Annotated in this window: 17 protein-coding genes; 14 read left to right on the forward strand and 3 right to left on the reverse strand. The window is 50.4% G+C overall.

Translation table 11 applies throughout. The features are described from left to right. The first annotated feature begins 39 nt into the window (after window positions 1–39). The 9 genes from mbhE to U5R06_22160 are packed head-to-tail and all read left to right on the forward strand — an operon-like array spanning window position 40 to window position 5,083. Window positions 40–588, forward strand: a complete 549-nt coding sequence (gene mbhE / locus U5R06_22120; protein ID MDZ7725441.1) for a hydrogen gas-evolving membrane-bound hydrogenase subunit E — start codon at window positions 40–42, stop codon at window positions 586–588. Then, complete coding sequence (locus U5R06_22125) at window positions 578–1,024, forward strand: MnhB domain-containing protein (GenBank protein ID MDZ7725442.1); 447 nt, start codon at window positions 578–580, stop codon at window positions 1,022–1,024. Before mbhE ends, U5R06_22125 begins: the two co-directional genes overlap by 11 nt. Continuing rightward, the gene (locus U5R06_22130) at window positions 1,021–1,359 is read left to right on the forward strand and encodes a sodium:proton antiporter (GenBank protein ID MDZ7725443.1); all 339 of its coding nucleotides are present in this window, start codon (window positions 1,021–1,023) and stop codon (window positions 1,357–1,359) included. The genes U5R06_22125 and U5R06_22130 overlap by 4 nt, the downstream gene beginning before the upstream one ends. Further along, the gene (locus U5R06_22135) at window positions 1,356–2,837 is read left to right on the forward strand and encodes a proton-conducting transporter membrane subunit (protein MDZ7725444.1); all 1,482 of its coding nucleotides are present in this window, start codon (window positions 1,356–1,358) and stop codon (window positions 2,835–2,837) included. Before U5R06_22130 ends, U5R06_22135 begins: the two co-directional genes overlap by 4 nt. Then, window positions 2,834–3,337: a Na+/H+ antiporter subunit E gene (locus U5R06_22140; GenBank protein ID MDZ7725445.1), complete on the forward strand. Its 504-nt coding sequence runs from the start codon at window positions 2,834–2,836 to the stop codon at window positions 3,335–3,337. Before U5R06_22135 ends, U5R06_22140 begins: the two co-directional genes overlap by 4 nt. Then, window positions 3,334–3,672, forward strand: a complete 339-nt coding sequence (locus tag U5R06_22145) for a monovalent cation/H+ antiporter complex subunit F (protein ID MDZ7725446.1) — start codon at window positions 3,334–3,336, stop codon at window positions 3,670–3,672. The genes U5R06_22140 and U5R06_22145 overlap by 4 nt, the downstream gene beginning before the upstream one ends. After that, window positions 3,665–4,003: a monovalent cation/H(+) antiporter subunit G gene (mnhG, locus tag U5R06_22150; protein MDZ7725447.1), complete on the forward strand. Its 339-nt coding sequence runs from the start codon at window positions 3,665–3,667 to the stop codon at window positions 4,001–4,003. Before U5R06_22145 ends, mnhG begins: the two co-directional genes overlap by 8 nt. A gap of 11 nt (window positions 4,004–4,014) precedes the next feature. Continuing rightward, window positions 4,015–4,617: a 4Fe-4S dicluster domain-containing protein gene (locus U5R06_22155; protein ID MDZ7725448.1), complete on the forward strand. Its 603-nt coding sequence runs from the start codon at window positions 4,015–4,017 to the stop codon at window positions 4,615–4,617. Further along, window positions 4,607–5,083, forward strand: a complete 477-nt coding sequence (locus U5R06_22160; GenBank protein MDZ7725449.1) for a hydrogenase maturation protease — start codon at window positions 4,607–4,609, stop codon at window positions 5,081–5,083. The genes U5R06_22155 and U5R06_22160 overlap by 11 nt, the downstream gene beginning before the upstream one ends. A gap of 131 nt (window positions 5,084–5,214) precedes the next feature. Here the strand turns inward: U5R06_22160 and U5R06_22165 are convergent, their stop codons facing one another. From U5R06_22165 to U5R06_22175, 3 genes are all read right to left on the reverse strand, one after another. Continuing rightward, window positions 5,215–6,402 carry a M24 family metallopeptidase gene (locus U5R06_22165; GenBank protein ID MDZ7725450.1) on the reverse strand — a complete coding sequence of 396 codons (1,188 nt, stop codon included), beginning with the start codon at window positions 6,400–6,402 and terminating at the stop codon, window positions 5,215–5,217. Window positions 6,403–6,411: 9 nt separating this feature from the next. Next, window positions 6,412–6,768 (reverse strand): four helix bundle protein, encoded by a 357-nt coding sequence (locus U5R06_22170; protein MDZ7725451.1) that lies wholly within the window; start codon window positions 6,766–6,768, stop codon window positions 6,412–6,414. A 115-nt stretch (window positions 6,769–6,883) separates the two neighbouring features. Continuing rightward, window positions 6,884–7,207 (reverse strand): hypothetical protein, encoded by a 324-nt coding sequence (locus tag U5R06_22175; protein MDZ7725452.1) that lies wholly within the window; start codon window positions 7,205–7,207, stop codon window positions 6,884–6,886. 157 nt (window positions 7,208–7,364) lie between these two features. On the opposite strand from U5R06_22175, the gene pyrR reads away from it, so the two are divergent. The 5 genes from pyrR to hypB all read left to right on the forward strand — a co-directional run bounded on the left by pyrR (window position 7,365) and on the right by hypB (window position 11,255). Further along, a complete protein-coding gene (gene pyrR, locus U5R06_22180) occupies window positions 7,365–7,919 on the forward strand; it encodes a bifunctional pyr operon transcriptional regulator/uracil phosphoribosyltransferase PyrR (GenBank protein MDZ7725453.1) in 555 nt (184 codons plus the stop codon). Continuing rightward, the gene (locus tag U5R06_22185; protein MDZ7725454.1) at window positions 7,920–8,852 is read left to right on the forward strand and encodes an aspartate carbamoyltransferase catalytic subunit; all 933 of its coding nucleotides are present in this window, start codon (window positions 7,920–7,922) and stop codon (window positions 8,850–8,852) included. 12 nt (window positions 8,853–8,864) lie between these two features. Continuing rightward, entirely contained in the window at window positions 8,865–10,154 is a 1,290-nt protein-coding gene (locus U5R06_22190) for a dihydroorotase (GenBank protein ID MDZ7725455.1), read from the forward strand. A gap of 85 nt (window positions 10,155–10,239) precedes the next feature. Then, complete coding sequence (locus tag U5R06_22195) at window positions 10,240–10,608, forward strand: hydrogenase maturation nickel metallochaperone HypA (GenBank protein MDZ7725456.1); 369 nt, start codon at window positions 10,240–10,242, stop codon at window positions 10,606–10,608. After that, window positions 10,596–11,255, forward strand: coding sequence for a hydrogenase nickel incorporation protein HypB (gene hypB, locus U5R06_22200; protein ID MDZ7725457.1), 660 nt, complete (start codon window positions 10,596–10,598; stop codon window positions 11,253–11,255). The genes U5R06_22195 and hypB overlap by 13 nt, the downstream gene beginning before the upstream one ends. The last annotated feature ends 3 nt before the right edge of the window (window positions 11,256–11,258 follow it).

The raw sequence follows: 11,258 nt of genomic DNA on the forward strand, positions 1-11,258 counted from the left end.
GAGTAAAAATAATAAATGATTTCAACAACGGAGGTTGTGATGCCGGTCGAAACTTGGCTCACGTTTACCATCGGATTTATGATCCTGGGTTCTATCGTTGCTCTTGAACTGCGGGACATTCTATCATCGATTATCGCCATCGGGGTTGTTGGATTGGGAGTGTCGATGTCGTTCCTGTTCCTGCAGGCTCCTGATCTGGCGATTGTTCAGTTTTTGTTCGAAATCTTTGCTCTGATCATTCTGGTTCGGGCGTTTATCGGCAAAGACTATCACGCGTTTGAACCGGCCAAAGCTTCGATCGCTCTCACGCTATCGAGTATTATTGCCCTTTCCGCTATCCTGTTGCTCAGCGTGCCCGTACTGCGGCTGCTGCCGCCCTTCGGTGAACCGCTCATGCACACAGCGCAGCATTATCTGGATCACGGCGCCCGGGAAACCGGTGCGGCGAATTTGGTGGCTTCGGTCATTCTCGATTACCGTGCTTACGACACCCTGGGTGAAATCACCGTTCTGTTTACAGCCATATTGGGTGTATTCACCGTACTGCGGACCGCGATAAAATCAGAAGGAGGCACAGATGAAGAATAATGGTATGACTCTGATCGTCAAAACAGTAACGCGTATTACCGTATGGATGATTATTCTCTACGGCGCATACATTATTCTACATGGGCACTTGACCCCGGGCGGCGGATTCGGCGGCGGGGTCATCATTGCGCTGGCATTGCTCAATGTCATGCTGGCGTACGGCCGCGAGTTTACAACCCGATGGCTGAATATTTCCGTTCTCGAACACGGAGAATCCCTGAGCGCGCTTTTGTTTCTCATTACAGGAATTGTTGGTTTACTGGTCAGCGGCGCATTCCTGGCGAATTTTATCAGCAAAGGACAGCTTTTTCATCTGCTGAGCGCGGGCACCCTCCCCGTTCTCAATATTATCATCGGATTCAAGGTTGCATTATCGCTTTTTCTTGTCGTATGGGTGCTGACAAGTATAAAACTGTCAAAAGGAGATACGACATGACGCTATATATTTTATGTTTTGTACTGTTTCTGGTGGGATTGTATGGCGTGATTACCAAACGGGATCTGATTAAAATCATCCTGTCGATCGGAATTTTGGGTTACGCGGCCAATCTCTTTCTGATCCTGGTCGCCTATCGCCATGGCGCCGTGTATCCCATTCTGGTCGAGAACGCTGACCGGCAGGCGATGGTCGATCCTCTGCCCCAGGCGCTGGTGTTGACCTCCATTGTCATAGAACTGGGGATCACAGCGCTGCTGGTGGCGCTGGCCGTGCGATTGTTTCAAAAATACAAAACCTTTGATATTACAAAAATCAGGAGACTGCGAGGATGAACCTGCCGCTATTTGTTATCATTCCGTTGTTCACGGCATTTTTGATCACGCTGATCGCCGGAAAAAAAGACATCTGGGGCGTGGTGTTATCCCTGAGTGCCACAGGCGCCTTGACCGTGCTGGCGGTTATCGGTTTTTCACGAGTCAGCGGCGAAACAGTGATCTATGAGGTGGGCGGCTGGCCGGCGCCGATTGGCATTGTCATGGTCCTGGATGCCCTGTCTGCCTTTATGCTCATCATTGTCAGCGGCGTGGCCGTGACCGCGCTTTTGTATTCGATTCAATACATCCGGCATTTATCTGCAAACTGGAAATATTACGCCCTGTTCATGCTGATGCTCAGCGGGATGAATGGCGTCATCATTACCGGAGATCTTTTTAATCTCTATGTGTTTATGGAAATTGCCCTGCTGGCCGCATTCGCTCTGGTGGCTTATGGGTCCAGAGCCCGGGAATTTGAAGCGGCTTTTAAATACGCGATTATGGGGTCTGTTTCATCCATGCTGATTCTGATCGGTATCGGCGTCACCTACAGCGCCACTTCGACGCTGACTCTGGCGAAAGTTGCCCAGGTTCTTCCGGAACAGCCGGCACAGCTGATAGTGTGGCTGGCTGCTTTTTTCCTCGCCGGTTTCGGCCTCAAAGCCGCTATGGTGCCGTTTCACGCCTGGCTGCCGGATGCGCATTCCTCGGCGCCGGCGCCCATATCCTCCATGCTGTCCGGCGTGTTGATCAAAGTCCTTGGAATCTATGTGATAATCCGGCTGTTTTTCAATGTATTCAATGCGCCGCCGGTTTTATTGTCTGTTTTGACGGTACTGGGTATCATATCCATCGTTGCCGCGGGACTGGTTTCCATACTGCAGTGGGATCTGAAACGGCTGCTGGCTTACAGCAGCATCAGTCAAATTGGCTACATTCTGCTGGGACTCGGACTGGGCACCCCGCTTGCCATACTGGGCGCTGTGTTTCACCTGTTCAATCATGCTGTTTTCAAGTCGCTGCTGTTTTACAATGCCGGCAGCATTGAACTGTCCATGGGCACCCGCAATCTCAAAAGCATGGGCAGATTAACCGAACGCCTTCCCGTCACATCCGGCACTTCCATGATTGCATCGCTGGCGATTTCCGGTATCCCGCCGTTCAATGGTTTTTTCAGTAAACTGATCATCATCATGGCAGCTGTCGCGGCGGGAAAATTCTGGCTGTCCGCTCTGGCCATTATCGGCAGTGTCCTGACGCTGGCAGCGGTTCTGAAATTTCAGCAATACAGCCGGCGCCGTAGCGTCGAGGTCGAGTCGACAGGAGAAACAACCGGATTGGCCATGAATACCGCCATGCTGGCTCTGGCTCTGATTTGTATTATCGGCGGATGCCTGCTTCTGCCGGGCATCAAGGAATTCACATTGGAACCGGTGGTGAATGTGATTTCCGGAAAACTGCAATACATTCAACTGGTTCTGGGGAGGTCGTTATGAGTATCAAATTTAAAAGCAGAATTTTTGTTTTTATTCTGTCGCTGCTGGTCTGGCTGGCTTTGACGGATATTAAAAACGTTCAGGAACTCATCGCGGGATCTATCGTTGCGCTTCTGGTCAGTCTGACAGCCGGCCACTGGCTGATCACAACGAGCAAACAAAAGCATGTGCTGCATCGGTCGCTGTACGCGTTGATCTATTTTCTCAAATTTCTCCGGGAAATGGTCAAAGCCAACCTGCATGTTGCCTATATTGTGGTGCATCCCCGCCTGCCGATCAAACCCGGTATTGTGAAAATAAAAACCCGACTCACCAAGGAAGCGGCGATCACCGTACTGACCAATTCGATTACGCTGACACCGGGCACTCTAACGATTGATGTGGACGAAAAAAAGTCGATTTATGTTCACTGGATTGATATTAAAAGCAAAGAGGTTAATGAATGCACCGAGTTGATCGGTAACCGGTTTGAACCCCTGCTCACGGAGGTGTTTGAATGAAATTTTTGCGATGGCTTTCCGGATTGCTGTTGATTGCTCTGTTTTTCTATATCAACTTTTTTATATATCAAGGTGAACTATTATTCAAACTAATCAATATTATTTTATTCAGTTCGCTGTTTGTGCTGCTGCGTGTGATTTTCGGGCCGTCTCCGGCGGACCGGATCGTTGCCGTGGATATTCTCGGTGTACTGATTGTCGGTATGCTGGCGCTGATCGGACTGTATTATGACAATGATTTTTTTGTCGATATCGGGCTCATCTGGGCACTGTTGAGTTTTATCGCCTCACTGGCGTTTGCTAAAATTCTGGAAGGGAGGTCGCTTGATGATTAATGAGACCATTGGACTGATCTTTATAGGTATGGGTATCGCATTCGACTTTTTCGGTGTTTTGGGTCTGCTGAGGCTTCCGGATGTTTATAATCGACTTCAGGCAGCAACCAAATGCGTCACCTTTGGCTCGGCCGGCGTCCTGTTTGGCGCTTTTATCATAAAAGGATTTACCCCGTTCGGATTCAAAGCCCTGTTGGGCATTGCGTTCATATTTCTGACAGCTCCGGTGGCAGCGCATGCCATATCCCGGGCCGCACATCGAAGCGGTATCCCGCTGACCCGGGAAACAGAAATTGATTATTACGCAAAAGATCATGAACTGAAAAAATAAAGGAACAACGAATGTTTCTGCCAAAATTGCGCGAAGTGAAAGAAGCGCTTTCTTCCCTGTTTTCCGCTCCGTATACTACCCGGTTTCCCAAAGAAGCGTTTGAACCGGCTGAACAGTTCCGGGGCTTTCCCAAATACCATGAGGACTATTGCGTGGGATGCGGCGCCTGCGCCCAGGTCTGTCCTCCGGCAGCAATCACCATGACGGATGACGTGGAACATAAAACCAGAAGATTGACGGTTAACTATGCCTCTTGCATTCATTGCGGTCAATGCGAGGAAAAATGCATGACGGAACAGGGTATTCAATTGTCAACGCAATACTCGCTCTCGGGCACAGACCTCGAGGCAGAGGACATGTTCGAACATGTGGACAAGGAACTGCTGCTTTGTGAACTATGCGGAGAGGTCATCGCGGCGCGCGATCATTTGCTATGGCTCAAAGACCGGTTGGGCGCCAAAGCCTATGCCCATCCGAATCTGTTGCTGGAAACTCAAAAAGCATTCGCCGACCTGCCAAGAGCAGATGCCAAAGCCCGGATACGCCGGGAAGACCAGTTCAAGCAGGTATGCCCGCGATGCCGGCATAAAACCGTGGTTGCGGATGAATTTTAAAACATTCTGTAAAACCCTCTTCCCCGCCCAACCCCTGGTCTTTGTTGGTCTTGGCAACGACGCCCGGGGTGATGACGCCGCGGGATTGCTGTTTCTGCACATGCTGAACCAGCAACCGGAATTTCGTTCTGCGGTGTTCATCCGGGCCGGCGCTAATCCGGAAAATGTATTACAGCCCATCCTGAACGCTCAGCCGTCTATGCTGATTTTCATCGACAGCACGGACTGGGGCGGCGCACCCGGGGATATCCGCTGGATTGATCGCAGTGAGCTCGATCAAATCCGTATCAGCACACATGCCTTTTCAATCTCAATGGTAGAAGAATACCTCAAGGCTCACCGGGCAATGGACATCCGTTATTTGGGGATACAGGTGCGCTCCACCCGCACCGGCGAACCAATCTGCAAACCGGTTCGTCGTGCCATCAAATCATTTTTCACCCCCGCTGGAGAAAGCACACTGTAACAGCAGCCCTGTTTTCCGAGAATCGCAGCCCTAACCACACATCATCATCATTTAGACATAGAGACAGAAAACCTTGCAACAGCATGATCCGGCGTGACTCACGAAATCGATATCAGACGCCTGTTCCGGTATCACAGACTGAGAATCGGCAGGATACGCTGCTGAACATCACCGGTAATATCGATCTTGCCGTCTTCAGTGACAAATACATCAATCTCGGTTCGAAAGCCCATGTTTTTTTCCGGCATATAAATGCCGGGCTCAATAGAAAAACAGGTTCCCGGCAAGATTTTACGTTCGTCACGGGTTTCCAGATTATCAATATGCACCCCGTTGCCGTGCACCTCTTCTCCGATATTGTGTCCGGTACGATGCGTGAAATAGTCGCCATAACCGGCGTCTTTGATGACATTGCGGCACACCTCATCCACTTGCCAGCCGTGTACGGGTTTCTTTTCTGCAAACCGCTGTTCAACGAGTTTGACCGCCGCGTCACGGGCAGAAGCGATAATACTGAACAGAGAATCGTAAGAGTCGGGGACCTCGGTATCGATAAATCCCATCCAGGTGATATCATAATAGATACCGCCGGGGACATCCTGCTTGGCCCACAGATCAATGAGCACAAGATCGCCCTGTTTCATGGTAGCGCTGTTGTCCGGAGTGGGCTCGTAATGCGGATCACCGGCATGATCATTGACCGCCACAATAGGGCCGTCCGGCCATACCATGTGGTTCTCGCGCATTTTCTCCTGAATGAACACCTGTATCTCATGTTCCGTGGGGGGATTATTCTTGACCAAGCGGATTGCGATCTCTTTAAACGCCGCATTTTTAATGTCCTGAATGATGCGGCCGGCTTGTTTGTGGCGCTCCCAGTCTTGCATTGTCAGGTGGGCTTCGAACTGCCCGACCAGGTCGGCGCTGGACACCACGTTGAATCCGAAACTGCGTACCAAATCGATGGTACCGGCATCCACGATGGAGACGTACGGAATGGCGTTGTTGGGTGAATACTGCATAGCGACCGTTTTGGCATTACCGAGCATGTTTTTCAATTGTTCTTCCAGGCTCTGCCAGGCCAGGTACACCTGTTTGTCGCCCGGCAGGTGGTCGCAGCGCCAGGATTCGATGCGGTGCACCAGTTTTTGCGGTGTACCGTGGGCGGGAATAAAATAAAACCATCGTCGTGTCGCCGACCGGCTGGTATCCATGTTCAGAACGCGCGCTGCAATCGCATCTCGGTCATGAAAATCATAAAACAACCAGCCGTCAATATTTTGAGTGTTCAGGGCTTGCTGTATAGCGGGAATATCCATAACCGACCTTTAATTTTGAGCGTTCGAACGAATCAATCGCTTAATCATTCTCTCAATGGTTTCGAGATCTTCGTACATCTCGTCGGCATTTTTCAGACATTCCAGGTCTTTGGCCAGGAGAAACAGATAGGAAACATCCTGGAGAGCGGTTAACGCTTCCCGGTAGTAATGGATCTTGGCTTTTTTCCCGCGTTTTTTAAATCCGATTGCCAGATTGCTGGGAATATCTACGATTCTTACAGTCAGGAGATCAGCAAGGGCCTTGCCTTCCTTGCCGGAAAATTTGGATTTAAAAACAAATTGTGCGAGTTTGTGACTCTTTTGCCAAACCACCAGATCCTGGAATGATTCAACTTTTGAGCTCATAGAATTTTACCTTTCAAAAATAGTGTTATAACGGTTTATAGGAAACTGGTTTGGAAAGAACGACTGTACGATCACAAATTAAACTTAATAAATTTAAGGGCTAGATGCAATCTTTTTAATCAAAATCGAACATGGACACCACATTGCCGTCTTTTGTGTCCGGTTCGGGTGTTTCAGGTTCATCGGATTCAGGCGCGCGCACCCGTCGTATTTCCACCGGCACCCCCTTGATCGTAAACGTCTGTCCGCGCATCTGGTCGGAATCCAGTGTCCAGGTCATGGTTTTCAGCGGTTGCGCCAGAATCAGCAGATTCAGCTGCCACCAATCTTTTTTTCTGTCAGGTGTTATTGATTCAACCCGGGCGAAGAACGTCGGCTCATTGTTCATATAGACCAACAGCACCTCGCCTCTTTGAAACATTTTTCCATATGGAATCATGCGCTATCCTCTCTGGTTGCTCTGTCTCATTTCCACCCTAGTCTATGCATAATATTGAAAAAAGTCAAGCCCATGTTGGAGAATTAACTTGCTTCTATCCGTCATTATTCTTAATATAATAACAAACTAAATTGCGGGGAAAGATATCGGCGGAATTATGGACACAAAAATAAAAGCAACGGTAATCTCTTCGGAAGATTTAAACCGGACGGTAACACGATTGGCGCATCAGATTGTTGAATATAATTCAGGCGCGGAAAAGCTGGCTCTGGTCGGCATCCGAACCCGGGGCGCCACACTGGCTGAACGGCTGGTGAAAAAAATAGAAGAGATTGAGCAGAAAAAAGTGCCGCTGGGCATTCTCGACATTACATTGTACCGGGATGATTTCAAAAAACGATTCAAGCAGCCCAACATTCAGCTCACCGATCTTTCGTTCCAAATTGATGATATTCCGGTTGTTTTAGTGGATGATGTTTTGTATACCGGCCGCACCGCACGCGCCGCCCTGGACGCTCTGATGGATTACGGCCGGCCCTCCAATATACAGCTGGCCGTTCTGATTGACCGCGGCCATCGTGAACTCCCGATCCAGCCTGATTTTATCGGCAAAGTGGTCACCACCCAGGTGGGTGAAGAGATCAAGGTCAATCTGGAGGAAATCGACGGTCAGAACTGTGTTCATTTAATTCAAGTTTCGGAGAATATGTAAATGCCTGTATCCATTTCACATTTACTCGGTCTGGAAGATGTTTCCGCTCAGGATATCGGGACGATTCTGGATACCGCGGAAACATTCAAAGAGGTTCTGGAGCGCCCCATTCCCAAAGTCCCCACGCTGCGCGGCACCACCGTATTGAACCTGTTTTACGAACCCTCGACACGCACACGCATCTCGTTTGAACTGGCGGAAAAACGTTTAACCGCAGATACGATCAACTTTTCCAAAGCCACCAGTTCGGTATCCAAAGGCGAAGTCCTGCGCGACACCATCCGCAATATTGAAGCCATGAAAATCGATATGATCGTGGTGCGTCATTCGGCCGCCGGCGTGCCCCTGTTCCTCACCCAGTGCTCGGATGCAGCTGTGATCAATGCCGGTGACGGCAAGCACGAACATCCTACCCAGGCGCTGTTGGATATGCTCAGTCTGCGGCAGAAATTCGGTTCATTAAAAGGGCTCAAAGTGGCCATCGTGGGCGATATTCTGCACAGTCGTGTCGCCGGGTCCAACATTCACGGACTTTTAACCATGGGCGCCGAGGTTATGCTCTGCGGTCCCAAAACCCTGATCCCGCCGCATATCCATGATCTGGGCGTATCGGTCTCCTATCAAATTGATCAAGCCCTGGAATGGGCGGATGCGGTCAATGTTCTCCGCATTCAGCTGGAACGCCAGAAAAGCGGCCTGTTTCCCAGTATTCGCGAGTATCACGCCCAAATTCGGCGTGACGCGCCGCCGTATCGAACAACAGAAAAAGAAATCACCATTATGCACCCCGGGCCCATCAATCGCGGTGTGGAACTCGACAGCGATGTTGCGGATTCGGACGCCTCAATCATTCTGTATCAGGTGACCAACGGAGTCGCCGTGCGTATGGCTGTGTTGTATCTGCTGGCCAATCCGGAAGGTAAAGTTGAATAAACAGGACGTGACATGAATTTACAAGCATTGAAACATATCTGTCTGAAAAACGCCGAGCTCGTAGACCCGGTGGCCCACACCCGGCAATCGGCCGATATCATTATCAAGAACGGAATCATTCAAGAGATCGGCAAAATTGATTCCTCGTTCTCAGGAGAAAGCGTGGATTGCAGCGGTCAGGTTATCTCTCCCGGACTCGTTGATATGCACGTACATCTGCGCGAGCCTGGACGCGAGGACGAGGAAACCGTGGAAACCGGCTGCGCCGCAGCCATGGCCGGCGGTTTTACAGCCGTGCTGCCCATGCCCAACACCGATCCGCCCTGCGACAATCAGCAGGTGGTGCGTTTTCTCAAACAAAAGGCGGAAAAAGAGCTGGTGGACGTTTATCCGGTCGGTGCGATCACCAAGGGCCGCAAAGGAATAGAAATGGCGGAAATCGCCGATCTGTATCAGGCCGGCGCCGTGGCCTTTTCCGATGACGGCAGCACATCATCCAACAGCCTGGTGATGCGCTACGCCTTGGAATACGCCAGTATGTACAACGCACCGATCATTGATCATTGTGAAGATCACAAGCTGGCCAATCAGGGACATATGAACGAAGGTGTCATGTCCACGCGCCTGGGCATCACAGGCATACCCAACGCCGCAGAATCCGTGATCATTGCCCGGGACATTGAGCTGGTACGGCTGACCGGCAGTGCGCTGCACGTGGCGCACCTGTCCACAGCCGAGGGTGTTGAACTGGTCAGACGCGCCAAACAGGAAGGATTGCCGGTCACCTGCGAGGTGGCGCCGCATCATCTGTTGTTCACGGACCAGGACTTGACCGGATTTGATCCCAATTTAAAAATGAATCCGCCCCTGCGCACCCCAAAAGACATGGACGCCCTGATGCAGGGCATTGCCGACGGCACCGTCGACGTATTCGCGTCCGATCATGCGCCGCACTCGCTGGAAGAAAAGCAGGTCGAGTTTGAAGCCGCACCCTTTGGTATTATCGGATTACAGAGTATGCTGAGCGTCATCCTTAAAACCGTCGTAGAATCCGGCGCCCTGTCCCTGGAACAGGCCCTAGAAAAAATGTGCGTCACACCGCGTAAACTGCTAAATCTACCGGTCCCACAGATCAAAACCGGAGAACCGGCCAATCTGAGTATTTTTAATCCAAAAGCCAAAACCGTGCTCAGGAAACAGGATATCAAATCCCTGTCACATAATTCGCCCTATATCGATATGGAACTTTCCGGAAAGGTGTATGGCGTGTGCAACAAGGGATTGATGTATATAAATAAATAATGCAAGCCCCCTACATTCCTCCAGAACCGCAACCGAACCGCATATTCCGGACCGACTTGCTGCTGACATATTTTTACGAGCGTTAATGACGAGTGTCTGTATGCACGAAACCGCTATTGCCGGAAACATTATTGACATTGTAACCGAAACCGGACGCCGTCATCCGGATGTGGAAATCAAACGTGTTCGGGTGGTCATTGGTGAAATGATCGCGGTGGTGCCGGAGTTGCTGCTGCACGCCTATGATTCGCTCATCACCGACACGCCTCTGCAGTATTCAAGTCTTGATCTCACGATTATTCCCGTTACCGCAAACTGCAGTCAATGCGATGCATCATTTGGCATCGACGAATTCGAATTTACCTGCCCTTTTTGTCAATCCAGCAGTATTCAACTAACGTCAGGTCATGAATTTTACGTCAAAGAAGTGGAGGTGGAACCATGTCCATCATAACAGTGGAACGCAAAGTGTTGGAAAAAAATGACGAGATCGCGGCTGTCCTGAAAAAGCAGTTCTCGGATCAGAGAACCGTTGTATTAAACCTGGTAAGTTCTCCCGGTTCCGGAAAAACCACCTTGCTGGAGCAAACCCTGCAGGCGCTGCAGGGTCAGGTTCGCATGGCTGTCGTGGAAGGGGATGTGCAAACCGATAACGATGCCAAACGCATTGCCCGCTACCATGTACCGGTGGCGCAAATCGTCACCCACGGCGCCTGCCATCTGGATGCACAACTGGTGCGCGATGCCGTATCCCGGATTGATCTTACGGGTGTTCAGCTGCTGTTTATCGAAAACGTCGGCAACCTCGTCTGCCCCGCCAGCTATGATCTGGGCGAACAGCATAAAATTGTCATGGTGTCCACCACCGAAGGCGACGACAAACCTGTGAAATATCCGCATATGTTTCGGGCTGCGGATCTCTGCATTCTGAATAAAACCGATCTGCTGCCGTACGTTGACTTTGACAAGCATCAATTCCGGAAAAACGCGGAAAAAATCAATGCAAATCTCTTATTTTTTGAGGTTTCCGCCAAAACCGGAGAGGGATTGCAGGATTGGTGTCAATGGCTGGTTGACGGCACACAAACATCCGGAAACTAAAAC

This window comes from candidate division KSB1 bacterium, assembly GCA_034521575.1.
Classification (GTDB): Bacteria; Zhuqueibacterota; Zhuqueibacteria; order Residuimicrobiales; family Krinioviventaceae; genus JAXHMJ01.

Bases quoted from the DNA above. Each gene is read 5' to 3' on its own strand.
- U5R06_22155 (MDZ7725448.1), top strand. From the start codon at position 4,015: ATGTTTCTGCCAAAATTGCGCGAAGTGAAAGAAGCGCTTTCTTCCCTG.
- pyrR (MDZ7725453.1), top strand. From the start codon at position 7,365: ATGGACACAAAAATAAAAGCAACGGTAATCTCTTCGGAAGATTTAAAC.
- U5R06_22195 (MDZ7725456.1), top strand. From the start codon at position 10,240: ATGACGAGTGTCTGTATGCACGAAACCGCTATTGCCGGAAACATTATT.
- U5R06_22170 (MDZ7725451.1), bottom strand. From the start codon at position 6,768: ATGAGCTCAAAAGTTGAATCATTCCAGGATCTGGTGGTTTGGCAAAAG.
- U5R06_22175 (MDZ7725452.1), bottom strand. From the start codon at position 7,207: ATGATTCCATATGGAAAAATGTTTCAAAGAGGCGAGGTGCTGTTGGTC.
- U5R06_22185 (MDZ7725454.1), top strand. From the start codon at position 7,920: ATGCCTGTATCCATTTCACATTTACTCGGTCTGGAAGATGTTTCCGCT.
- U5R06_22125 (MDZ7725442.1), top strand. From the start codon at position 578: ATGAAGAATAATGGTATGACTCTGATCGTCAAAACAGTAACGCGTATT.
- U5R06_22145 (MDZ7725446.1), top strand. From the start codon at position 3,334: ATGAAATTTTTGCGATGGCTTTCCGGATTGCTGTTGATTGCTCTGTTT.
- mbhE (MDZ7725441.1), top strand. From the start codon at position 40: ATGCCGGTCGAAACTTGGCTCACGTTTACCATCGGATTTATGATCCTG.
- U5R06_22190 (MDZ7725455.1), top strand. From the start codon at position 8,865: ATGAATTTACAAGCATTGAAACATATCTGTCTGAAAAACGCCGAGCTC.
- U5R06_22130 (MDZ7725443.1), top strand. From the start codon at position 1,021: ATGACGCTATATATTTTATGTTTTGTACTGTTTCTGGTGGGATTGTAT.
- U5R06_22160 (MDZ7725449.1), top strand. From the start codon at position 4,607: ATGAATTTTAAAACATTCTGTAAAACCCTCTTCCCCGCCCAACCCCTG.
- mnhG (MDZ7725447.1), top strand. From the start codon at position 3,665: ATGATTAATGAGACCATTGGACTGATCTTTATAGGTATGGGTATCGCA.
- U5R06_22165 (MDZ7725450.1), bottom strand. From the start codon at position 6,402: ATGGATATTCCCGCTATACAGCAAGCCCTGAACACTCAAAATATTGAC.
- hypB (MDZ7725457.1), top strand. From the start codon at position 10,596: ATGTCCATCATAACAGTGGAACGCAAAGTGTTGGAAAAAAATGACGAG.
- U5R06_22140 (MDZ7725445.1), top strand. From the start codon at position 2,834: ATGAGTATCAAATTTAAAAGCAGAATTTTTGTTTTTATTCTGTCGCTG.
- U5R06_22135 (MDZ7725444.1), top strand. From the start codon at position 1,356: ATGAACCTGCCGCTATTTGTTATCATTCCGTTGTTCACGGCATTTTTG.